The 24,361-nt window shown below is 41.0% G+C and carries 15 protein-coding genes; 5 read left to right on the top strand and 10 right to left on the bottom strand.

Going from position 1 to position 24,361, the window contains the following annotated elements:
- Positions 1-100: 100 nt before the first annotated feature.
- The gene (locus tag BV214_RS03385; protein WP_086476084.1) at positions 101-1,861 is read right to left on the bottom strand and encodes a hypothetical protein; all 1,761 of its coding nucleotides are present in this window, start codon (positions 1,859-1,861) and stop codon (positions 101-103) included.
- Between the two features lie 119 nt (positions 1,862-1,980).
- Between BV214_RS03385 and BV214_RS03380 the strand changes: the two genes are divergently transcribed.
- The 3 genes from BV214_RS03380 (at position 1,981) to BV214_RS03370 (ending at position 6,218) form a co-directional block, all read left to right on the top strand.
- Positions 1,981-2,478 carry an RNA polymerase sigma factor gene (locus BV214_RS03380; protein WP_086476165.1) on the top strand — a complete coding sequence of 166 codons (498 nt, stop codon included), beginning with the start codon at positions 1,981-1,983 and terminating at the stop codon, positions 2,476-2,478.
- A 280-nt stretch (positions 2,479-2,758) separates the two neighbouring features.
- A complete protein-coding gene (locus BV214_RS03375) occupies positions 2,759-3,673 on the top strand; it encodes a FecR family protein (protein WP_086476083.1) in 915 nt (304 codons plus the stop codon).
- Positions 3,657-6,218 carry a carboxypeptidase-like regulatory domain-containing protein gene (locus BV214_RS03370; protein ID WP_245806738.1) on the top strand — a complete coding sequence of 854 codons (2,562 nt, stop codon included), beginning with the start codon at positions 3,657-3,659 and terminating at the stop codon, positions 6,216-6,218. Before BV214_RS03375 ends, BV214_RS03370 begins: the two co-directional genes overlap by 17 nt.
- A gap of 129 nt (positions 6,219-6,347) precedes the next feature.
- Here the strand turns inward: BV214_RS03370 and BV214_RS03365 are convergent, their stop codons facing one another.
- The 4 genes from BV214_RS03365 to argS all read right to left on the bottom strand — a co-directional run bounded on the left by BV214_RS03365 (position 6,348) and on the right by argS (position 15,457).
- On the bottom strand, positions 6,348-9,749 hold the full coding sequence (locus BV214_RS03365; RefSeq protein WP_086476081.1) for a DUF1080 domain-containing protein: 3,402 nt from the start codon (positions 9,747-9,749) through the stop codon (positions 6,348-6,350).
- 21 nt (positions 9,750-9,770) lie between these two features.
- The gene (locus BV214_RS03360; RefSeq protein WP_086476080.1) at positions 9,771-11,039 is read right to left on the bottom strand and encodes a Gfo/Idh/MocA family oxidoreductase; all 1,269 of its coding nucleotides are present in this window, start codon (positions 11,037-11,039) and stop codon (positions 9,771-9,773) included.
- Positions 11,040-11,188: 149 nt separating this feature from the next.
- Positions 11,189-13,519 (bottom strand): LamG-like jellyroll fold domain-containing protein, encoded by a 2,331-nt coding sequence (locus BV214_RS03355; protein WP_140157710.1) that lies wholly within the window; start codon positions 13,517-13,519, stop codon positions 11,189-11,191.
- Positions 13,520-13,672: 153 nt separating this feature from the next.
- Positions 13,673-15,457 carry an arginine--tRNA ligase gene (argS, locus tag BV214_RS03350; RefSeq protein WP_086476078.1) on the bottom strand — a complete coding sequence of 595 codons (1,785 nt, stop codon included), beginning with the start codon at positions 15,455-15,457 and terminating at the stop codon, positions 13,673-13,675.
- Between the two features lie 151 nt (positions 15,458-15,608).
- Between argS and BV214_RS03345 the strand changes: the two genes are divergently transcribed.
- Together BV214_RS03345 and BV214_RS03340 are read left to right on the top strand one after the other, a co-directional pair.
- Positions 15,609-16,034 (top strand): hypothetical protein, encoded by a 426-nt coding sequence (locus BV214_RS03345; protein ID WP_086476077.1) that lies wholly within the window; start codon positions 15,609-15,611, stop codon positions 16,032-16,034.
- Positions 16,035-16,101: 67 nt separating this feature from the next.
- Entirely contained in the window at positions 16,102-17,673 is a 1,572-nt protein-coding gene (locus tag BV214_RS03340; RefSeq protein ID WP_317045161.1) for a BCCT family transporter, read from the top strand.
- A gap of 29 nt (positions 17,674-17,702) precedes the next feature.
- Here the strand turns inward: BV214_RS03340 and ctlX are convergent, their stop codons facing one another.
- From ctlX to eno, 5 genes are all read right to left on the bottom strand, one after another.
- On the bottom strand, positions 17,703-18,632 hold the full coding sequence (gene ctlX / locus BV214_RS03335) for a citrulline utilization hydrolase CtlX (protein WP_086476075.1): 930 nt from the start codon (positions 18,630-18,632) through the stop codon (positions 17,703-17,705).
- A 245-nt stretch (positions 18,633-18,877) separates the two neighbouring features.
- Positions 18,878-19,792: a dimethylarginine dimethylaminohydrolase family protein gene (locus tag BV214_RS03330; protein ID WP_086476074.1), complete on the bottom strand. Its 915-nt coding sequence runs from the start codon at positions 19,790-19,792 to the stop codon at positions 18,878-18,880.
- A gap of 97 nt (positions 19,793-19,889) precedes the next feature.
- On the bottom strand, positions 19,890-21,173 hold the full coding sequence (locus BV214_RS03325; protein WP_086476073.1) for a citrate synthase: 1,284 nt from the start codon (positions 21,171-21,173) through the stop codon (positions 19,890-19,892).
- Positions 21,174-21,295: 122 nt separating this feature from the next.
- Complete coding sequence (locus BV214_RS03320) at positions 21,296-22,837, bottom strand: glycogen synthase (RefSeq protein WP_086476072.1); 1,542 nt, start codon at positions 22,835-22,837, stop codon at positions 21,296-21,298.
- Between the two features lie 143 nt (positions 22,838-22,980).
- Positions 22,981-24,270 (bottom strand): phosphopyruvate hydratase, encoded by a 1,290-nt coding sequence (gene eno, locus BV214_RS03315; RefSeq protein ID WP_086476071.1) that lies wholly within the window; start codon positions 24,268-24,270, stop codon positions 22,981-22,983.
- Between the last annotated feature and the right edge of the window lie 91 nt (positions 24,271-24,361).

The raw sequence follows: 24,361 nt of genomic DNA, 5'->3' as shown, positions 1-24,361 counted from the left end.
AGTAAGGGAAGTGTGAAGCTTGAGATTAAAAATATAAACCTAAAAAGGGCAATCCCAGCTTGGGATTGCCCTTTTATAAAAAAATCTGGGGCAAATTTGGTTATTTTCTCTCAAAAACTAGGAGGTCTACACTGCCATCCGAACTGACATCCAGTAATTCAATTCTATTTTCAGTGACTCCTACTATTCTCCAATGGTCCGTAAGGTCTTCCAAAGACGCTTCCAATCCAAAATTTAGATAAAACTTTAGCTTGCCCTCGCTATTTCTAATAACGCGCCACAATCCGAAGTGCAAAGGAACATCATTAGTTGATACTGTTACCAAGGCATTTAGAACAAAATTAAAATCCAGATTGGCATAATCTTCGGTCTCATCTTCGCCATCGTCCATATACTTAGCAACTACCCACTTGCCTTCTCTTAGGATATTTCTGATTTCAACCACATCGCCATCGCCATTATTATCATCACACACCCTTTCAAGAATAAGCTCGTAATCATCGTCCTCACCTATAGAGAACCCTAGATATTTATCCCTAAGATCGGATAACAACCATTCAAAACTAACTCCAGGCTCTTCGCCCATAGTAATAGCCATTACCAAACGACCTTGTGCATTGGTGGTAATTCCCCATGTTCCTTCGGAAGTATCAGTTCCATTGCTCAGGGTAACTACTCCTTCTGCCTTAAAGCTGAATTCGTACCCCAACAGCCTGTCTAACTCTTCATCATCTACTTCAATCTTCCTAATTACCCAGCTACATTCCTTCAGAATTTCCCTTAGGGTATCTGGAGTATTGTCTACAATACCACAGGCCTTTTTCAGGATGATCTTATTATCATCATCGGCAAATAATTTAATTTTTCCGTCACCAATATCATATACAAACCACTCCAAGGAGATGTCTACCAATACATCAAATTCCAGTTGTAATTTTACACGTTCATTAACCACTACGGACTTCCAGCTTCCCACAAGTTGAGTTCCAGACCTATCCCTTACTACTACCGTACCATCTTCCTTAAAGTTCATAAGGTTATCAAAATATTGCGGAGTATTGTTTTGATCTTTGGTTTCCACTTCTTTCATCAGCCATGGGCAAGCCACCAAATACTCATTTAAACGCTCCAAGGTAAAATCGCGCTCCTTTTCATCATCGTCATCATCGTCTTCACATTCATCCTTAGCATTTTCTATCACCTCGGCCATTTCTGCATTGCTATTTACCCTAACCTCGGTATCATTGTATAACTTTAAGGTAATTGGAAACTGGAAACTCACCAATTGATCATCTTTCAAATCTTTAAAATAACGTCTTAACTGCATATCATTGGCCACGCTTACACTACCAGTTTGCTGTAAGTTAACATCAAAGGAGTACACAGTAATTGGATATACAAATTCCACACAGTCTATATCATCGTCATCCCCACCTTTTCTACAACTTTCTGCCAGCTCCTTCATTTGCCCCATATTGGCAATAGTGATCTCACTGTAGTCTGAAAAGGTAATGGTAACCGGGAATACAATATTTAAAATACTTCTATCGAACGCTACTCCTCCCAATAGATCTTTCACGAATTTTAGATCTTCCTTGGAGTTTATTTTTACCTCCAGGCCATTCACATTTACCACATACGGAAAATTAATAGCAAAACAACTAGAGTCGTCTATAATATCATCATAGGAACCATCCCTAGCAGAGGCCCTCTTAACTAATTTCGCTGTGCTGGAACTGGCATTAATAGCCTCCTGATTGTTCCCCTCTGGCAATTCCTCTATTTCCTCCTGGCAGGCACCAAGACCAATCAGCAGCAAGAGCATACTGATATATCCAAAATACGACAATAACTTTTTCATAATGATTTGGTTTTCTGTTTGTATACCCTTATAACACCCTACTTTAAATATACCCTACTTCGTTTATTAATTATTTTTAAAATATATTTGAACAAAACAAGAGTTTGAAGGCAGATAATATAAACAATGTTTGCGAGGAAGAGGTGTACGCATCCATTTTTAGCACCCACTCCAAAACTATTTTCAATTATATATACTATAAGTTTGGGAATGAGGAGAAGGCTTATGATGCGGTACAGGAAGCTTTTATAAAACTATGGGAGAACTGTGCCAAGGTTTCCCCGCAGAAAGCTAAGTCTTTTGTCTATACCGTAGCCAACAACCTGTACCTAAATGTAATAAAAGCAGAAAAGGTACGCCTAAAGTATAAGGAGAAGGGCCCCAGCACGGAATATGAGTCCCCAGAGTTTATTTTGGAACAACAAGAGTTTAAGGAAAAATTAGACAATGCGCTACAAGCTCTCCCAGAGAATCAGCGCACCACCTTTTTACTTAATCGGATAGATGGAAAAAAATATGCAGAAATCGCGGAAATGGAAGGAGTAAGCGTTAAAGCCATCGAAAAAAGAATGCATCTAGCTCTGAAAACGCTTCGGGAGCAGATTGATGGAATATGATTTTATAGTAGTAAGTGATCAGTAGGCAATAGGCAATAGGCAATAGGCAGTAGGCAGTAGGCAGTAGGCAGTAGGCAAAATAAAACTTCCCTGCATAAACAAGACTAACACCAGTTTTATTGCTGCCTGAAAACTGAATACCACCTACTAGTTATTAGTTACTAAAAATGGCATCAAAGCGTTTTAATAAAAATCAAATCTCAACACAATATAAATATCTCAACATTAATGGTAGGGTTTCCACTCTTTAAGTTGTTATACTGATATAAAGCAGATTACCATGGAAGAAAATTATTTGGCAAAGTGGCTCAACAACGAGCTTTCCGAGGAGGAGGTCACCAAGTTTAAGGCCACCAAGGAATATGCGACCTATAAAAAAATAGTGGACGCCACCGCTTCAATGGAAGCGCCGGAATTTGATATAGCCAAAGCTAAGCACGACCTGGATCATAGGAAGAACAGTGACCAAGGCGGTAAGGTGGTTACTTTGGATTCTTTCAAAAAATACCTGCGAATTGCAGCGGTAATAGCATTGGTGGTTGGTATCTCTTATTTTTACAACACCGCTTCCATGGATCAGGTTGTAAGTACCCAGTATGCAGAACGGGCCGCAGTTACCCTCCCGGATAATTCCGAGGTGCTATTAAACGCCGGCTCCAAGATTTCTTACCAAAAAAAGAAATGGGAGAAAAACAGAAATATCGTTTTAGAAGGGGAAGCCTTCTTTAAGGTAGCTAAAGGGGAAACCTTTCGCGTTACTACCAATATGGGGGTAGTAAGAGTGCTTGGGACCCAGTTTAATGTAGAAAACAGAGAAGATTTCTTTGAGGTGAGCTGTTATGAAGGATTGGTAAGCGTACGTTATAAAGAAAAAGACATTGAACTTCCCGCAGGCCAAGCCCTTATGGTCATCAACGGACAATTAACAACCTATACCATAGCAGAGGCGCAACAACCTTCTTGGTTACTTCAGGAAAGTTCCTTTAAAAGCGTTCCTTTAAAATTTGTTCTGCAAGAATTGGAGCGACAATTTGACGTAGAGGTAGAAACCAAGAATATCGACTTAAATCAATTATTTACAGGGTCATTCAGCAATACAGACAAAAATCTAGCGTTGCATAGTATAAGTGCTCCTTCTGGCATGAAATATGTACTGGAAGGCAATAAAGTGCTGTTCTATGATGAGACGCCCTAAATACGTTGCAGTTTTAATCTATTTTTCGCTTCTCTTTGTTCCATTTATGGGAAGCACCCAGGAAAATTCCCCCCAAATTCTACCCCTTACACCCTATATAGAGCAACTGGAAAGGGAGCATAACGTAAAATTCTCTTTTATAGATGACGATATCCGCTCTATTAGGGTTACCCTACCCGCCTCCCAGTTATTGGATGAAATACTTAAGGATCTAGAGGTCCAAACAGGCCTGAGAATCTCAAAGCTCAACAACCGCTACTATACGATTGTGAAAGATCCGCTGGTGGATATATGCGGATTGGTGGTAGATAATTTTGAGAACAGCACCCTAAGCAGTGCCACGATTGAGGTATTGGGCACCCCCAAACACATTATTACGGATACCAATGGTCAGTTTCACCTCTCTGGCATCCCTAGAAAAGCATATATCGCTATTAAGCATCTAGGATACAAGACCAAATACATTGTTGCGGAAGAATTGGCAGGGCCTGCGCCTTGCAGCCTAATCCCCTTAGCAACCCGCTATGAGGAATTGAACGAGGTAGTGGTATATCAGTTTCTAACAACGGGAATTAGCAAGGAAGAGGATGCCAGCATTGTTTTAAATACGGGCAAAATTGGAATTTTACCAGGCCTTATAGAACCCGATGTACTGCAAACCATACAGGCACTACCAGGAATAAAAAGTGTAGACGAAACAGTATCGGACATCAATGTACGAGGCGGCACCAACGATCAAAACCTAATTCTTTACGACGGCATTAAAATGTATCAATCCGGGCATTTCTTCGGGTTAATCTCTGCCTTCAATCCCTATTTGACAGAGAAAGTAACTTTGATAAAAAATGGGACCAGTGCGGAATATGGCGATGGCGTAAGTAGTGTGATAAGCATAGAGACCAAAAATAAGGTGAAACAGCACTTTGTAGGAGGTGCCGGCTTTAATTTATTGAGTGGCGACGTATTTGGACACGTTCCGGTGAGTGAAAAGGTCTCGCTTCAATTCTCCGGAAGGCGATCTACCACGGATTTTTTAAAAACTCCTACCTATGACCGGTTTTTTGAAAAAGCATTTCAAGACAGTGAGGTGGGAGCTGGTAATTCTACCGAAGACAATAAGGGCCTTATCCAAAAAGAGGACTTTTACTTCTATGATGTTACTGGAAAAATTTTATATGACATTAACGACAAACACAAGGCAAGAGTCAGTTTTATTCACATTGACAATCACCTCAACTACAATGAAACCACAGAGAACGACCATAAACAGAGTCTTCTAGAACAGCAAAACTTTTCTATTGGAGGGAGCTTACAAAGTAGCTGGACTCCGCGATTCTCAAGCCACTTAAACGCATACTATACCCGGTACGATCTGGATACGCAAAATTCGGTTTCAGAATCACAGCAGCTATTCCAAAACAACCAAGTATTGGAGAATTCCATAAAATTGAAAACCAACTACCAGCTGGGAAACACCCTAAATTGGCTTAACGGATACCAATTGAATGAAACTGGGATTACCAACCGGACCGTAGTAACGCAGCCTGCCTATAGAAGCAATATAAAGAGTGTAATACTCACTCACTCCTTCTTTTCCGAATTGGCCTACCGCTCCCCCAATAACAAATGGTTTGCCCGCGGAGGTGCCCGATTAAACTACATTAACAATCTAAAAACTTTCGACACTTTTGACGCCCTTTTAGTAGAGCCTAGGATTAACCTCAACTACGCCATCACCAGGGATCTAAAAGTTGAGGCATTGGCAGAAATTAAGAGTCAGACCTCTAACCAGATCATAGATCTAGAGCAAAACTTTTTAGGCATAGAAAAAAGAAGGTGGATTTTATCGGACAATCAAAAGCTACCCATTACCAAGAGCAAACAAGCCTCCTTAGGATTCAACTATGATAAGAACAACCTTTATGTAGGATTTGAGGGTTTCTATAAAAAGGTAGAGGGTATAAGTACTGCTACCCAAGGATTTCAAAACAAGGATCAATTTAATGGTGAAATTGGAAGCTATGACGTTTCTGGTCTGGAGTTCCTTATCAACAAAAAAACCAATACCTATAGCACTTGGTTAAGTTATACCTATAACTACAACAACTATTATTTTAAGGACCTTGTACCGCATACATTCCCCAATAATTTAGACATACGGCATACCATTACCTTTGCCGGCACCTACACCATTAATGATTTTAAGATTGGACTAGGAGCCAACTACCGCACCGGAAAACCTTACACCCAACCACAGGAGGGAAACAATGCCATAGACACCAGCACCTTTCCCAATAGAATAAATTACCAGGAACCCAATAGTAGCAGGTTGCCAGCATACCTAAGGGCAGACGCATCCTTTCTTTATAATTTTAATTTGGGAAGTAGTATAAAGGCCACCGTTGGTGCTTCCGTATTGAATATATTGAACAAAAAGAACATTCTTAACACCTACTATCGTTTAAACGATGAAAACGAAATAGAAACTATCAATAGGGTGTCATTAGGGGTTACCCCTAATGTAAGTTTTAGGATGAATTTTTAGGCTGTAACCACACTGGGCAGTTGCCAGTCCTTCTAATTAAAAAAGTATGATTCTGCCAGGATAGCTATAAAAAAATCGGAGGTCCCGGGAACATTCCCGAAACCTCCGATTATATATTTATAGTATAATTTATTTGGACAGATCCTTTATTCTAATGTTTCTAAAGGCTAGTTCTGAGCCATGTCCCAGAAAAGCGATATGTCCTTTTTTCCTTAACAATCCTGGGTGATCTTTTTTATCCAAGGTCCCATTTTTGGTGGCCTCCTTTATATTCCCGTCCAAGATTACTTTTCCGTTTAGGGTAATCTTTATATGATCTCCCTTTACAATCACCTCTTGGGAATTCCATTCCCCAACCGGATTTAATGCGCCTCTTTGGGCAGCCATAATCCCATATACCGAACCATGGTACTGGTAGGGCTCTAAGTTGGCATATATCTCGGCAGTATCGTCCAAGATCTGCAATTCTTTCCCTACATAGGCAACATCTCCGGTAAGAGGGGCATGAATCCCTAAACCATTGTTAGCACCAGGAGTTAGTTTAAAATCGAACCTAAAGATAAAATCCGAATACTCTTCGATGGTATATAGGTTACCATGGCCTCCTTGTTTTGGGCGCACCAGCAACTCATTGTTTTCCACAATATAATCGGTTTTATTTCCCGTCCAATGGTCCAATTCCTTTCCAGTAAGCAACGATTTAAATCCGTCTTTCTTTTCAGCATCGGACAATTGATCGCCTCCAGAGCTTATTTCCCTTACGTAGATATTTCTAAAACCGAGATCTTCTCCGTGCGCCTGCAATTCTATGGCTTCTTTTGGAAAGATGGATTGGCTACGATCCCAGTAGTTTTCTAAAACTACATTATCCGTTACCAGCACCCCATTTAGATAAACGGTAACCCGTTCTCCTACCATCTTAATTCTAAACGTATTCCACTCATCCACCGGATTATCTGCAACCACCAACGGATCGCTCTCGTGCTTCTGGTTATTATAGAGTCCGCCAGACCCTACTTGGGCGCCTACTTTTACTAGGGCAGTATCCCAAATCTGTACTTGTGGAGTACCTCTTAAGTAAATTCCGGAATCCCCACCATTGGTAATTTTCCAGTCTATGATCATTTCAAAATCGCCATAATCCTTAATCGTACAGATATTGTTATATCCTTCTCCTTTAAAACCAATAACACCATCCTCTATATACCAATCCCTCATCATCTGCTCATTGGCTTTTGCCTGCTCCCTTGCCAGTTGCTTGGCAGACATTTTGGATCGTGCAATCGGGTTTTGCACCAAGCCTTCCCAACCTGTAAAGTCTTTTCCATTAAAAATGGAAAGAAAACCTGGGTCATTGGACATATTATTTAAAAACTCCCTTACGTCAATTTTAATATACTGGCTATCAGGACCGGTTAAGTTATCTACGCTCCTAGAAACAATATCACGCACCACATCCCCACTAAGGCCATTATTCTTACCTGGGGTCGGTAGCGCGATGGCAATAGCCGCATTAGAGGCTGTAGTAACCAGCTCCTCATCATTTAGGTACTCGGACACAAAGACCAAAGAAAGGAAGGTCTTCACATTTCTTGCAGCCCTCAATACCTGTTGTTTTTCCCCTGTGTTTTGTGCCTCGGGCATCAATTTCCTAATCAAAAGCAATTTTTGATCGTCAGGATAGTTGGAGCGGACTACTTTGGTAAGATAATTTCCAAAAGATTTTTTTCTGATCTCCCCTTCCTTGGCGTTTTTCACCGACTGAAATAGGTAGGGAATGGCATCATTATTCTTCCAATTGGATAGGGCGTTAAGAGCAACTATCTTTTCCTTATCTTTCCCAGTAGACAATTGATGGGAAACCAACTTCAATGCCTTATCACTACTTAAGGAAGCCAACACCGGCAACAACTTAGTCTTATCCGATGCTGCATCGTATGCCTCGTATAGGGTATTGGAGAATTTACCGTTCCCATTATTTACAATTTGAAGCAACGCTCGCTGAACGTTTCCTATTTGATTCTCTTGATCCGTTTTACTAAGCAGTCCTAATAGTACAGGTAAATCTTTTTCCGCACTTATGGACGGCAGAGCTTGGTAAACGGCTGTATTCACTTTTTCACTTCCTTGATTTAGTAGCGAAAGAAGGGTATTAAACTGCTCCTTGGCATCTCTGGCCGACAATACATTTACCAATACTACCTTGGCTTCTTCTCCTACTACGGCCAGTTGATCTGCCAACAACTGGTTGTCCTCTGCGCTAACCAACCTCAACAAGGTTTCTTCAATAGCCAATAAGGCTTTAGGAGATTTGGCAGTTAATAAACTGTTGAACAATACGGGCAAAGCCTTGGATTTGTCCTGGTAAGACAATGCTTTAATTCCGGCAATACGCACCGCAACATCCTTATCCTTCACAGCTCTTAGGAGAACCGATTGAAACACTACCTCTTCCTTGTTTTTGGCTAGCATTCTGATAAGTAAGGGCTTGGTTTCCGCAGCAGCCCTCCTATATTGTTTTGCCCATTTGGCCACCTCAGCAGATGATAACTCTTCCCCCGCAGCATCCAAAACAGCACCTACATAGGCGGTATTTTTATTTCTGGATTCCTTCAGCAATATTCTAGTAGCACCCCTACCTTCATTTTTATTTAAGATGTGCACTCCGGCAGACCTAAAATGCAATTGATCCTCGCTCTTGCATTCTTTAAGCAGGGTATTGGCAACCTTATTACTCAAGGCCTTATTAGCTTGTTTCTGGAGGGTATTTCCATAATGGATAAAGGCTATAATACTTTTGGTGTCGTCTAATTGAAAGTTAGACTTGGCAGCCCATTTTTCTAGCACTTCGTAAGAAGCAGGACTTGCAATATTGGCCAGTGCCATTAAGCCTTGCTGCTGCACTGCCTTAGAAGAGGAAGAAAGTGCCGTGTATATGGCATCAACTGCAGGAGCAAACTCTAGCGTTCCCAAGGCATGAAGCAAGTCGGCCAACTTATCCCCTGCCGCATAATTGGCAGCATCCAATATGGCATTGGCAGCATTCTCTGTTCCGATAGAAGTAAGGGCAGCAAGAACTGGCTTATAAAGTGCATCGTTCTTTAGCAATTCGCTTAAGGTCGCTACCGAAGCATCTGTCCCGCAATAGATGAGTCTATCTATAAGAAAGGTTTTCACCTCATGGTCCGAAGCCTTATTCAGCGCTTTTAACAACGCATTTTCTACTACGCCGTTTTCTATCGCAGGCTGCAATCCACCGCTATAAATTGCTAGGCTGTTTATGGCGTATCGTACTTTGGTATCATCTCCTGTTCCCAGGGGAATTAACCTATCGGTAAATTTCAGTATTCCATTTTCCCCTAGTTCTATAAGCTCTTGCATCAATCGATCGGAATGCTCCAAATCTTCCGTTGGCAATTGTGCCAAAATATCAGCAACCTTGGTATCTAAGGTTCTGTTGTCCTGTGCATTGATAACTTGTGCGCTAACGAACAACAATAGCACACTTATGGTTTTATATAAATTATTCATCGTATAAATTCTTCTTATTGATTAATATGCCCAAGAGGTTCTCATGGGTTGATCGATCAGTCTATTGGCCTCCTCATCATTGATAAATTCCTGCTTCACCGGATCAAACTCTAAGGTACGTCCTAAACGCAAGGCAATAAGCCCCATATTTACAACAGTACAAGATCTATGGCCGTTTACCTCGTTCAAGGCAAATTTCTGTCTCGTTCTTACCGATTCCGAGAATTCGGTAATCTGCTCTTCAGGATCGGGCATACTATTGATTAAACCTTCAATATTTGGGATGGTAGACTTAAATCCGTTATAGATCTTTCCATTAGGTCCTTCTATATAGGCAGCATCCTTGTCTTTGTTCTCTCCATCAAGAATAATTTGACATCCATCTGCATACGTATAGACTACTTTTCTCCAGGTACCGATGGCATCATAATGTTGTTCTGGGGCATCTACTTCCACTTTTACCGGGCTGGTATTATCCTTCCCTAGGAAATACTGCACAGGATCTATGTAGTGCTGGCCCATATCGCCAAGACCACCACCGTCATAATCCCAATACCCTCTAAAAGTACCATGTACCCTGTGTGGGTGATACGGCTTCTCCGGAGCTGGACCCAACCACATATTGTAATCTAACTCTGAAGGTACGGGCTGCGGGGTTAAATTTTCCTTTCCCACCCAATAGAATTTCCAGTTAAACCCAGTAACCCCACTAATGGTAACTTTTAGCGGCCATCCCAAGGCACCACTATCTACTACCTTCTTTAATTTTCTTACTGGGGTACCCATGCCGTAAAAGTTATCTTTAAATCGGAACCAAGTATTTAAACGGAACATTTTCCCGTGTTGTTCCATGGCCTCCACCACTTTTTTACCTTCCCCAATGGTTCTGGTCATTGGTTTTTCGCACCAAACGTCCTTACCAGCCTCTGCAGCCATAATAGACATTAATCCGTGCCAATGCGGTGGTGTGGCAATATGTACGATATCGACATCCGGGCGCTGCAACACCTCACGAAAATCGCGATATCCGGTTACCCCACTACCAACCTTTTTTAGGGTATTGGCCAAGTGATTGGCATCGGCATCACAAATGGCCAATAGTCTGGTTCCTTCATAAGTTAAATGGCCTTGTCCCATGCCTCCTACTCCAATAACCGCTTTTGTTAATTGGTCACTTGGGGCTATAAAATTGGTTCCCCCCATTACATGTCTTGGAATAATACTGATCCCTGCAGCTGCCACAAGGGATTTTCTTACGAAATCCCTCCGGCTTGTTGAATTTTTCTTCATCGATTCCTATACTATTTCTATTAATTATATGAATATGTGCTATTTACTTCGTCAAAGAAACACCACACTGCGTAAAAATAGGGGTAATATTTGGGGTAATATTTACAGGAAAAGTGAAATGTTTCTAAAAACCATTCACAAAATGAGGATTAGACCATAGAATTTCCAACGATCTCCTCAAATTTCACAGGGTAAGTTTCCCCGTAAAGTTTTTGATACAATTTGGAAAATTTGTCATAGACCGAATGGGCTGTACTTAGTTTCCCTTGGAGAATTAGTATTTTTAATTTTAACTGCAGGGCATTTTCATTTAAATCGTCATAGATATACATCACTTGCGCCAAATCTTGGAGTAGTACCTGATGTTCCTCCAACGATAACTTGGATACAACTTCTTGGCAGACTTCCAATACCCTATTACTTAATTCTTCCACAAAGGGATCTAACCAAGCATCCTCTATATTCGCCAAAAAGCGTTCTTCCTTAAGGATAGTCAGTAGTTTTGGCAAGATTTTCTCTAATTGCATAACCCCAATATCCGTCTTAAGGAAGAAATCTAGGTAATAGAGCACCTCCCTGTATTCACAGAAACAGTCATCCCCTATTTCTAGCACCCAGTGCCTATCCTTAAAGACCAATTGAATGGTAGTGGAAGCAGCCAATATTGCCCTTAGATTCTGAATATTGGTCCCTCGGGTATTTTTGGCCCTGCTTGGACTCATTCCAGGCCAAAGATATTCGGTAAGTTTTTTGGTGCTAATCCCCTTCCTATCCCCCACACTATACAACAGCACAACAAGAAAGAGCTGTTTAAGCTTAGGGGAAAGCTTTTTTGCGATATCGGCCCCGTCTCCTAAGATAATCTTAAGAGGACCAAAGCAGTGGATACTCTCCACAAAGGTCGCACGTTCCTGCTCCACATTAGGATTTACCTGCCTTGCAGCTACTATAGAAGTAGCAACGGGCTCGCCAGCCTTCCCTATGGTCCGTTTTCTTCTCCAATAACTATACAGCGAAAACACCAACAGGAGCAGCCCTATCACAATTAGTGGTATAAGAAATCCGCTTAACCCCTTGGCCTTCGCGATGGAGTCTCCCTTGAATTCCTCTTTTATTTCAGAGGGATTAAGTTCCCGATCCCATATTTTAATATCATCTAGATAACCGATGAAAAACTCTTGCCACAAATTACTCCCTACCACCAAGTTATAGTCCGAGGTATCATAATCCTCAATCAACTGGATTTTATCTGTCTGCACCCCGTTTATAAAAAAGGAAAGCTCGTGGTTCCATTTGGAATGCACTAGGGCTACATGAGTCCATTGGTCCACCGGGACCGGAGAGGAGCGGGAGATATAGTCTTTTATATCGGCCATTGTGAAAGTAAGAAAGCCTTTATGTAGCTTTAACACAAAATTCTCCCCCTTGCCCAAAATACTGTTGTTGTTACTGAGGACAGTTGGTTTGATCCATGCTGCGATGGTAAAACTACCTTGCAAGGCCATTCTACTATCCAGACCGGCATCCACATAAGCGCCATCATTAAAATAGCCAACCGTAGCACGATTTCTATCTTCCTCTAATTGAACCTTATTTACAATAAGCTCCTTATTATTTTTTCTGCTAATATTCCTAATCGTAGGACTGAAAGAAAAATGATCGGTAAGCCCATACTCTGGGTCTAAAGGAAAGCCGACAAACTCTTTTAAATTGCCACTATTATCTGCCGTGGTACGAATAATGTCTGGGGAGAAATAATATCCTGCTTTATAGGGGATAAACACCGGCAAATCATCCACAGCTTCCATTGGAAGACTAAAATAGGCGTTCACCCGTAGGTTTTTATGATTCTTGAACCCTACATCCTTTAAGGGTCCCGTTTTGGAATTCACCGTCCCAAAAACCCGTTTCACCTTATTTAACTCCTGTACCAAACTATCGGCCCCTAAGAATTTGGACGGGTCTACTTGTAGAAAGTTAGGCACCCTGCCCATTGCTCTCCAAAGTTGCAACAAGAGACTGTCCTTCATAGGGTGCTCATTCTTCAGCACCACCAAGCTTAGCTCTTTACTCACAGTAAACTGCAAGGAATCTACTTCTTTAGCCTTTCCATTCCACGGCAGGGCATCTACCAGATCTATGGGCACTACAGATACACTATCAATAGAGAAATCCAAATTCTTTAAGGAATTACCGCCCCATAACAACACGGCATCCTTCCCTGAAACTAGCTGTTTTAAAAAGCTCTGGTATTGTTCTCTGGCTTCTGGGACATACACAGCCAGCGGAGCCTTCCCCTGCATTATGGTAGCTAAGTTGGAGTCTTTCACCTCATCAATATCGATTAAGACGTGCGAACGCAACCTAAGCTTCCACTTATCTTCCTCGGAAAGCAGGGAGTATTCTTGCGCAACGCCCTTCCCCATCAAGGGAAGGATCAGCAAGCTGATGAAATATAAAATTAAAGGTCTCTTTAGCAAAATTTACGCAATCGCCCCTTACCGGGATTTAATATTGATTCCGCAATTTAGAAAGAATAAATAGAAAATACACTAAAGACCCAGAGGTATCCAAAAGGTCACCATTAGACAGCCCATCCCGCTTTACTAACTAGGAAATGAACATGAAAAAGCCTACATTCTTTCTGGCACTTGGATTCCCAAAAGCCCAAAAGCAGTGCTAATAACCTCGCTTACCTTTTTTGACAGTTGAATTCTGAAAATCCGTTTATTTTCATCCGACTCCCCTAAAATGGATACGTTTTGATAAAAGGAGTTAAACTCTTTCACCAGGTCGTAGGTATAATTTGCTATTAAAGCCGGACTAAAATTTTCTGCGGCAAGCTGTATGGTTTCAGGAAATAATTGAAGTTGCTTTATAAGCTCCTTTTCCTTCTCATGCATTTCAACCAAATTTGATGGCTCAGAGGCATTTAGGTTCAATTCCTTTCCTTTTCTTAGAATAGATTGGATTCTTGCGTAGGTATACTGTATAAACGGCCCTGTATTTCCTTGAAAATCTACTGATTCCTCCGGATTAAATAGGATGCGTTTTTTGGGATCTACCTTTAGAATGTAATATTTAAGAGCTCCCATCCCAATAATTTTATAGAGCTCTTGCTTCTCCTCTTCCGAATAATCTTCCAACTTACCAAGTTCCTCGGAAATATCGGCGGCAGTACGGGCCATATCCTCCATCAACTCATCGGCATCTACTACAGTTCCCTCCCTACTTTTCATCTTCCCACTTGGCAAGTCTACCATCCCATAACTTAAATGGTACAAGTTGTCTGCCCAATTGAAGCCCAACTTTTTTAAGATCAGGAAGAGTACTTTAAAATGATAGTCCTGTTCGTTCCCTACGGTATAAACCATTCCACCAACGTCTGGATTATCTTTTACCCGTTGTATGGCAGTTCCAATATCTTGGGTCATATAAACCGCAGTACCATCGGATCTAAGCACAATCTTTTCATCGAGGCCCTCATCGGTAAGGTCTATCCACACACTACCATCGTCCTTCCTGTAAAAAACACCTCTTTTTAATCCGTCTTCCACAAAATCCTTACCTAATAGATAGGTATCACTTTCATAATATAGTTGATCAAAATCTACTCCTAGATTTTTATAGGTCACATCAAAACCATCATAGACCCAGGAATTCATGGTTTCCCACAACTTAACCACTTCTGGATCTCCTGCCTCCCATTTTCTTAGCATTTCCTGAGCTTCCGATAAAATAGGCGCTTCTTTCTCTGCCACCTCCTTATCTACACCTTGGGCCACCATATCCTCTATTTGCGACTTATAAGCTTTATCGAAGGCCACGTAATAATTACCTACCAACTTATCGCCTTTGAGTCCGGTACTTTCCGGAGTTTCCCCATTACCAAAATGTTGCCAAGCCACCATACTTTTACAAATATGGATTCCCCTGTCATTAATTATTTGGGTTTTATATACCTTTTTCCCAGCTGCTTTTAGAATTTCGGCCACCGAATATCCCAACAGATTATTTCTAACATGTCCCAAATGGAGGGGTTTATTGGTATTTGGCGAGGAGTACTCCACCATAACAGCCTTATCTTGTTCTTGGCCTACCAAACCAAAGTCTGGATTAGGTAATATTCCTTTAAAGAACTGAAGGTAATAGGCATCACTGATAATGATGTTAAGAAACCCTTTTACCACATTAAAATCCTGAACTTCTTCTACCTTATCTTTTAAGTACTGACCTATTTGCTCCCCTATTTGCACAGGGTTTCCTTTCACCACCCTCAACATGGGGAAAATAACGACCGTTAGGTCCCCGGCAAAATCCTTACGGGTAGGTTGAAACTCTACCGTGGGCAATTCTACCTGATATATTTCGGATACTGCTTCCTTTACCTTCTGGGATAAGATTTCTTGAATGTTCATTAAGTTCTGGTGTTTAAGCCTGCAAAATTAAACAATTTTCTTGTTACTACGAGATGATGTACCCATACAGCCATGGAAGTAAGAAGATTTCTTTAACTTTATATGCTATAACGCCCTAACAAAAGCCCTAGTAGGGAAAAAACAAACTAGAATGCTACTCAACGTTTCCTATAACAATAAAGAAGTCTTGCGAAAAATAGACAAGGAAGTAGGCAAGCCATTTACTATAAAAGAACGGTTTGCCCTAAACGGTATAGGCTCTCCCAAACTGTTTATCGTGGACAGCAGTAGTCAAATAAAGAATTTACTGCTCTTAGACAATAACACAAATACTTGCAATATAGAACTCCGCCCTCAGGGAATCATTATACGATTTAGATCTTTATTGGAGACCTTCGGACTCATTATCCCCTATTATAAATTATCGCTATACAAAACGGATTTGGGACTATATACCATTTACAGGGACGAGTATTATATTCAGATAAAAGCAGACACCAAGGCAATACAGAAGTTTTTTACTAAGATGCTGGGATATAGGGCAGACAATTCCCCCACTTCCATTGAAGACCTCTAATTCCTAATTTTTCAATTGACACCAGTTTCTATGAAAACAACAATTTACATCTTGGAAACACGTATTAATTATAAGGGCAGTTAGACTCCGTAAACTATTAATCGAGAAAAAAATTAAGGCACTCAGATCCATTTTTAAAAACCCACTACTCTCCATTTCAATCGGGATCTTAACCCTCCTGATTTTAACGGTGTTCCTAGCTACCGAGGCTACCTACAACACCATAGAAGCAACCTCACTTTGGGTACGAAATTATTTTGGAGCCTTTTATCTCTATTTAGGCTTAGGCTGTGTGCTCTTACTATTGGGCATTGCCTTGTCCCCCTTAGGGAGCATCAGACTTGGAAAATCTTCACAGTTTCCGGAGCATAGTTTTTGGGCATGGATTGCCATGTTGTACAGTGCCGGGATGGGCGCCGGTATATTATTACGGGCGGTACAAGAACCTGTTTTTATGCAACAACATCCACCCTACGCTTCCCAGGCCACCCCAGACATCCTTGCCTTAACCTACACCTTTTATCAATGGGGCTTTACGGCTTGGGCATTTTACGGACTTTTCGCAATGGTCATCGGCTATTTCCTTTTCACAAAAAAACGAAAGGTATTGGTAAGCGCCACTCTTGAAGACGCAGTATCCCAAAAGCCCATAAAACTGGGCATCGATATTTTAACCATTATTACCACGGTATTTGGTCTGGTAGCCGCCATTGGCCTGGGTACTACTCAGATAAATGGGGGAATAAACCATGTATTCTCTGCAAATAACGGACTATATGCCACCTTATTATTAACCACACTTATCTCTTCCCTTGCCCTATATTCTGCCTGGAACGGTGTTAAGAGAGGGATAAAAGTAATCTCTAAAATAAACATCCGAATTACCCTTGCCTTGTTGTTATTTACTTTTTTCAACAGCGATATCAATATGGTTCTTATAAATTTTTTCAAAGCTACTTGGCAATATTTCATAGATTTTATCCCTATGAGTTTAGCCTATGGAGACTATGATCCGGGCATTGCATTTTTAACGGACTGGACCTATTACTATTGGGCATTTTGGATTGCCTGGGCTCCTTTTACAGGAATTTTCATTGCACGCATATCCAAAGGACGCACCTTGCGACAATTGTCATTGGGAGTATTAATTGTCCCTAGTTTGGGAACATTTTTCTGGTTTTCCGTTTTTGGAAGCTCGGCCTTTCAACTCATAGAGGGCTGGGGTGGTTACCAGGGGGAGTTTAGCGGGGTATTTTCCTCCCTATTTATATTCTTTGCCAATTACCCCATGGCCACCCTATTAAACTTGACCACCATTGTACTCTTAATCGGATTCTTGGTTACTTCGGTAGATTCTGCAGTTTATGTATTGAGCATGTTTTCGGATAAGGGGAACAAAAACCCGAAAAAATTACATCGCCTGCTTTGGTCTATTTTCCTATTTCTTACTACCGTTGCCATGATTCTTTTGGGAAATGCCAAACCAGCGGTAGATGTGTTGGTAGCGGCACAAAAGTTATTGATCATCACCTCCCTACCCTTTGCCTTTTTCATGATATTTATGACCCTATTATTTCTAAGGCAGTTGATAATACAAAAAAGGCTTCCTAGATCCGGGCATGAGAATAGCCTAAATTAGGAAGCCTATTAAATTTTGAGTCAAAAAGACTATTCTTTTGGCAAAAACACCTCTGCCATCATGCATCTTGCACTTCCTCCCCCACAGGTTTCAATGGTATCCAAGGAACTGTGTACAATTTCACAATGTTTTTCGATCGCTGCAATCTGGTCGGGCCTAAGGCTCTCATAAGCAGTGGTACTCATCACAAGAAGTCGCTTATTCCCCATTCCCAACACTTGAAGCATATTGCCGGCAAATTGGTGCATTTGCGCCTCGGTAATAGCGATAATTTCCTTTCCATCTTTCTTTAAATGGGAAACCACATTTTTCTTTTCCTTGTTATCATCTATCGAATCCAAGCAGATAACGGCAAAGGTTTCTGCCAAGCACATCATAACATTGGTGTGATAAATTGGTTTCCTTCCTCCATTTACAGATTGGTAAGCGGTAAATACTACAGGAGTAAACTCAAAATCCTCACAAAATTCTATTAAAAGATCCTCATCTGCACGCTGGGAAAGGGCACAATACGCCTTTTGGTTTTCCCTATCCAAGATCATAACCCCGGTAGCCTCAAGGAACAATTCTTCGGCCTCTGCAGCGGTATAATCCATAATATTACGGATAACAAAACCTTTTTCCTCCAAAACATCCAAAACATCCTCCCTACGCTCCTTTCTCCTATTTTCCGCAAATAAGGGATAAAGTCCCACAGTACCATCTTCATGAAAAGATATCCAATTGTTAGGGAACACTGCATCTGGAGTATCTACCTCCTTCCTATCTTCCATTACAATTACGTTTACACCCTTTTCCCTTAGCACACGTACAAAGGCATCGAACTCTGCCTGGGCCCTACTATTTATCTCTTTATTTTTTAAATCAATATCTTCCTGAAAGTAATTGTTTACTGCAGTCTGCTCGTTCATCCGAAAATTTACCGGACGGATCATAAGAATGTTATTGGTAATCTGCATTATTTTAATTTTTAAAAAATTGAAACACTAAACCTAAACGAATTGAATTGGAATGATAATTTGGCTGGCAACGGACCTTAAACTGTCCATGGCCACCGTTTTAAGCCGGGGCAAAGATATCTTTTATTCCTGTAAATGGAGTACTATTGATTTTGTATAAAATAAGCCTTTAGCCTCCCCCACTTTACTGGTACCACTGTCCATTTTTATAGGAAATACGCAACACGTTGTGGCATCCACATAAGCTACTCCCTAACCAGTGGTAAGGTGCTACACCTAAGCAAACCTCCCTGTTTGGAAACTTCCGCATAGGGAATTTCCTCTACGGTTATCCCACGGTCCCTAAGCCAGTTGTTTAACCTGGTAAAATTACGCTCCGACACCACCACGGTTGGCGAAATGGAAAAAACATTGCTCATCATATTATACATCTCCTCTTTGGTAATCTCAAATACCTTGTCTTTCCCAAAGTAATCTACCAACCATTGGTATTCCTCTTCTACCAAGAATCCATTTTTATGCAAAATTGCCATATCCCTACCTATGGGCTGAAAACAACAATCCAAATGCAGGGCATTTTCCTTGGGATTGGTGTTGGATTTACGAAGTTCGAAGGCCTTAACCGTCTTATTCGGAAACTTTTCCTTTAAAAATTCCACAGCCGCTTTATTGGTTCTAGCGGTTATATAATCGGCATAATCCGGCCCGGTATAAGTGCCTATAAATATATGATCGTTCCACGGCATTACATCCCCGCCTTCTATATGAACCTCCTTAGGAGGGTAAATAATTTGGTCTTCATGTATTTTCTTTAGGACGTATTTTATAGCATCGAACTCTCTTTCCCTGTCTGGAAGGATATTTGCTTTAATCAACTTATCTTCTATGACAAAGGCGATATCCCTAGCAAAGATCTGGTTGCAATTTGCAATGACCTTCGGACTAAACACTTGTACATTATGTTTTTCCAAGACCGCGGTAAAGGCCGCTATTTCACCTATCATATCTTCCTCCTTGGGATAGGTACCCGCTAGAATGTGCTGTAACGACTTTGGATCATACGCCTCCTCTGCCAAGGGGACTGGACCGCTATGAACTGCTGTTCCCAACACCACCGACTTTAAACTTGAAGTCTCGTCCTTAATATTCAACTTTATCATTGCCGATTTTTAATCAAATATAAAATACTTATGCTTATAAATAACCTGCCCCAAGCATTTTAAATACTTGGGGCAGTGTAATCAATAGGGGGTCCTATTATCTTTTATCCAATTCTACAAACTCCCTGGACGGATGCCCAACGTATACCTGTCTAGGACGACCTATAGGTTCGTTGTTCAACCTCATTTCCCTCCACTGGGCAATCCACCCCGGTAAACGGCCCAAGGCAAACATTACCGTGAACATTTCAGTTGGAATTCCTAGCGACCTGTAGATGATTCCAGAATAAAAATCTACGTTTGGATATAATTTTCTATCTACAAAATAGGAATCTTCCAGTGCTTCTTTTTCCAAGCCTTTGGCAATATCCAAAATAGGATCTTCCAACCCAAGATCACTCAACACCTCGTCTGCTGCCTTTTTTATTATTCTAGCCCTTGGATCAAAATTCTTATATACTCTATGCCCAAAGCCCATTAATCTAAATGGATCGTTTTTATCCTTGGCCTTGTTCATATATTTCTTGGTATCCCCACCATCGGCCGCAATAGCCTCTAGCATCTCCAATACGGCTTGATTAGCCCCACCGTGCAAAGGACCCCATAATGCAGCGATCCCTGCGGACAAGGAGGCAAACAGCCCCGCGTGAGACGACCCCACCATACGTACGGTAGAGGTGGAGCAGTTCTGCTCGTGGTCTGCATGTAGGATCAATAATTTATCCAGGGCATCGATGACCACCTTGTTCTTTTCATATTGGTGGTTGGGTCTTTTAAACATCATCTTATGGATGTTCTCCACATAGCCCAAGGTATCATCCCCATAATCTAACGGAAGGCCTTTTTTCTTTCTTAAGGTCCATGCTACCAGTACGGGAAATTTTGCCAAGATTCTTACAATGGCCCAATACATCTCCTTTTCGGAGGATACATTCACAGAGCTGGGGTTAAATGCAATCAAAGCAGAAGTTAAACTAGTAAGCACTCCCATGGGGTGCGCCGATTTTGGAAAACCGTCCAAAATTTTCTTCATCTCCTCATCTACATGAGACTCTCCCTTAATATCGTTATGAAATTTGTTGAGTTCCTCTTGATTGGGCAATTCCCCAAAAATCAACAAATAGGCCACTTCTAAAAAATCTGCCTTTTCCGCTAATTCTTCAATGGAATACCCTCTGTACCGCAACATGCCTTTTTCCCCGTCCAGAAACGTAATGGCACTTTGACAAGAGCCCGTATTCTTATAGCCAGGATCGATAGTGATCATTCCCGTAGCGGAACGCATAGTTTTTATATCGATGGCCAATTCATTCTCAGTACCTTTTATCACTGGAAATTCGTAACTTTTTCCAGCATATTCCAATCTTGCGTTATTTGACATTTCTTAGCTTCCTATTTTTTTGATTAACGGTAAAATTACTAAAAACACCTAAGTTTAACAATTCAGGATTTCTTATTTTACAAATTATTATGAAATCGATTTAATAAAAGCGGAGCCTTTATTTATGGATTAATGGAATACAAATATTTATAGTATTCATCCAAGGATTTTTCCCAGGTAAATCTCATTTTTTTGGCGTTGGCCCCTATCTTCTTCCATTTTGGTTTATCGTTGATAAAAATGTCAATTGCCTGTTCTGTCACTTCCAACATGTTTTTGATCTTCTCATCATAGGTGTCCCCATCAAAACTAAAACCAGTTTTCATATGTTCCACAGTATCCTTTAGCCCCCCAGTGTTATGAACCAAACAGGGATTTCCATTTCGCATGGACAACATCTGACTTATTCCGCATGGCTCAAATAAGCTGGGCATAAAGTAAAGGTCGGTTTCCAGATAAATAGAATCTATAAGGTCTTCGGACTGTCCGTTGGTAAAAATAAAGTTTTCGTGCTTATAGCTCAACTCGCGAAACAGTTGCTCATAATCTGGCGCCCCAGTTCCCAAGAGCATAAAAATTCCATCAACCTTTTTCAATTTTTCCAGAATTTCTTCAAATGCTTCTGGAGATCGCTTAAAAAAGTAAAACTTCTGTTCTGTTAATCTGGCCACACTAGAGATGATAAATTTAGGCCTATTGGAAACATACCTCATTACCTTCTCTCCTGTATGGGCAAGGAAGTCGGCCTTATATTTTTTATTCTCGTCTTGTAGCCATCCAAAAAGGGCTTTTACAATATTTCTATAAATAAAACCTGTTTCTGCTACCCTAATATTATTGTAGTTGGCACCATTTAAGATTCCAAACAGCCTTCCTTCGTTATTCGCTTGCTGCAGATCCGTTTCCAATCCTTCTCCCCCAATAAACTCTGGCGGATTGCTAGGCAACAGCACATCTTCCTTATAGGAGGGAGATACGGTATGCACAGCATCTGCAAGCCGAATCCCTACGGCCATAAGGTTAATACAGTCTTGGTAACGATGGTCCCTTAAGGCTTCCTCATCAATAGGGATATTTGGAAACCAATGGGACAAGGACGAATAGTTATTGTAGAAGGGTCTTATCCCTTGAATAGCGAGATTGTGTATGGTATACACAAAACGCATCTTCTTTAAATCGGTGTAATCCGGGTGGTACGTTTTTAAGAACAGTAAAAGACTAGAGTGCCAGTCGTGCATATGCACAATATCTAGCTCGCCAAAGTACCCCAACTTTATAGCTTCGGCAACCGCTGTACAAAAAATGGTGTATTTTACATTGTCGGTATAGAAAGCCTCCTCAGGATCGTCATGGTAGATATGACCTATTTCCCCTGCGGTTATTTCCGGATGATGTACAACATAGTGATGCACATTATCAAACTCCCTCTTCGGAGGAACTTTATATAGTTCCGCCAAATATTCCATCCCCCTTAGATTAAGAGACATGGTCCCCACCAGCGTTCCGTTTTGGTGTAGCCTGGAATAGGAAGGCACAACGATATGCGCAGCATCTCCGCGCCCAGAAATATGTCGTGGTACATCACGGACCACATCCCCCATTCCACCCGCCTTGCATCTAGCAATGCCATCGTTCTCTGCGGATACAAATAGAAAGTTGATCATAGGTTATTTTAAAGGGTTGGTTAATAAAGTATAATATAAATATTTATTTCTGATATAATAACAATAGCTCGATTTAATTAATAAAAAATGCCATTCAAGTTTTGAATGGCATTTTTTTATTGTTGCAATTAAAAGAAAAGCTATTAAATGTTAAAAGCATTTCTCTGCGGATAATAGGCCACAGTTCCCAATTCCTCTTCAATTCTAAGCAACTGGTTATATTTTGCCATCCTATCGGACCTTGAGGCAGAACCTGTTTTAATCTGTCCGGTGTTCAGTGCAACGGCAAGATCTGCAATGGTATTGTCCTCAGTCTCTCCTGAACGGTGCGACATTACGGAGGTAAATCCTGCATTCTTAGCCATATTGATAGCTGCTATAGTTTCGGTAAGTGTTCCAATCTGGTTTACCTTAATCAAAATGGAGTTTGCGATACCCTCTTTAATTCCTCTGGATAAACGCTCAACATTAGTAACAAACAAATCGTCTCCTACTAATTGTACCTTATCCCCAATTTTTTCGGTCAGGGCTTTCCAACCATCCCAATCGTTTTCATCCATACCGTCTTCAATGGAAAGGATAGGGTATTTGGCGCTTAGATCTGCCAAGTATTGAGCTTGTTCCTCAGAGGTTCTTACCACTCCCTTGTCTCCTTCAAATTTAGTATAGTCATATTTACCATCCACGTAGAATTCTGCAGCAGCACAATCCAAGGCGATCATTACTTCGTCTCCTAATTTATAGCCTGCTTTTTCTACTGCTTTAGCTATGGTGTCCAAAGCATCTTCGGTACCTCCTGCAAGATTAGGTGCAAAACCACCTTCATCACCTACAGCTGTACTTAACCCTCTTTCGTGAAGAACGTCTTTTAGGTGGTGGAAAATTTCGGTTCCCATCTGCATAGCGTGGGAAAAACTTTTTGCCTTAATGGGCATCACCATAAATTCCTGAAAAGCGATCGGGGCATCGGAGTGAGAACCACCGTTAATTATATTCATCATAGGCACAGGCAAAGTGTTTGCACTTACCCCTCCTACATATCTAAAAAGGGAAAGTCCCAATTCATTTGCTGCCGCCTTGGCTACTGCCAAAGATACACCTAGAATGGCGTTAGCTCCCAGTTTTGATTTGTTTGGCGTACCGTCCAAGTCGATCATCACCTGGTCTACCAAGTTCTGCTCAAAAACGGACATACCCAATATTTCTTCAGCAATCACGGTATTCACATTTTCTACCGCCTGTGATACCCCTTTGCCCATAAAAGTCTTGCCTCCATCACGCAACTCAACGGCCTCGTGCTCTCCAGTAGAAGCTCCGGATGGAACAGCAGCCCTACCCATAATACCATTTTCGGTGATTACATCTACTTCTACCGTAGGATTACCTCTAGAATCAAGAATTTGTCTTGCATGAACGCTTAGGATGATACTCATATATCGTAATTTTAATTTTATTTAATTTATTATGCAAATATAGTAAAGGAAGCCCGTTCCTCCCTATTATTATCGCCCAAATAGCCGTTTT

The organism is Arenibacter amylolyticus (assembly GCF_002150785.1).
Lineage (GTDB): Bacteria > Bacteroidota > Bacteroidia > Flavobacteriales > Flavobacteriaceae > Arenibacter > Arenibacter amylolyticus.
The sequence above is the reverse complement of the archived record's forward strand: the minus strand, read 5'-3'. Positions and strand labels throughout refer to the sequence as shown.

Coding starts and splice junctions, on each gene's coding strand:
- eno (WP_086476071.1), bottom strand. CDS start 24,270: ATGAGTATCATCCTAAGCGTTCATGCAAGACAAATTCTTGATTCTAGA.
- BV214_RS03320 (WP_086476072.1), bottom strand. CDS start 22,837: ATGATCAACTTTCTATTTGTATCCGCAGAGAACGATGGCATTGCTAGA.
- BV214_RS03325 (WP_086476073.1), bottom strand. CDS start 21,173: ATGTCAAATAACGCAAGATTGGAATATGCTGGAAAAAGTTACGAATTT.
- BV214_RS03375 (WP_086476083.1), top strand. CDS start 2,759: ATGGAAGAAAATTATTTGGCAAAGTGGCTCAACAACGAGCTTTCCGAG.
- ctlX (WP_086476075.1), bottom strand. CDS start 18,632: ATGCAGATTACCAATAACATTCTTATGATCCGTCCGGTAAATTTTCGG.
- BV214_RS03365 (WP_086476081.1), bottom strand. CDS start 9,749: ATGAATAATTTATATAAAACCATAAGTGTGCTATTGTTGTTCGTTAGC.
- BV214_RS03385 (WP_086476084.1), bottom strand. CDS start 1,861: ATGAAAAAGTTATTGTCGTATTTTGGATATATCAGTATGCTCTTGCTG.
- BV214_RS03370 (WP_245806738.1), top strand. CDS start 3,657: ATGATGAGACGCCCTAAATACGTTGCAGTTTTAATCTATTTTTCGCTT.
- BV214_RS03360 (WP_086476080.1), bottom strand. CDS start 11,039: ATGAAGAAAAATTCAACAAGCCGGAGGGATTTCGTAAGAAAATCCCTT.
- BV214_RS03345 (WP_086476077.1), top strand. CDS start 15,609: ATGCTACTCAACGTTTCCTATAACAATAAAGAAGTCTTGCGAAAAATA.
- BV214_RS03330 (WP_086476074.1), bottom strand. CDS start 19,792: ATGATAAAGTTGAATATTAAGGACGAGACTTCAAGTTTAAAGTCGGTG.
- argS (WP_086476078.1), bottom strand. CDS start 15,457: ATGAACATTCAAGAAATCTTATCCCAGAAGGTAAAGGAAGCAGTATCC.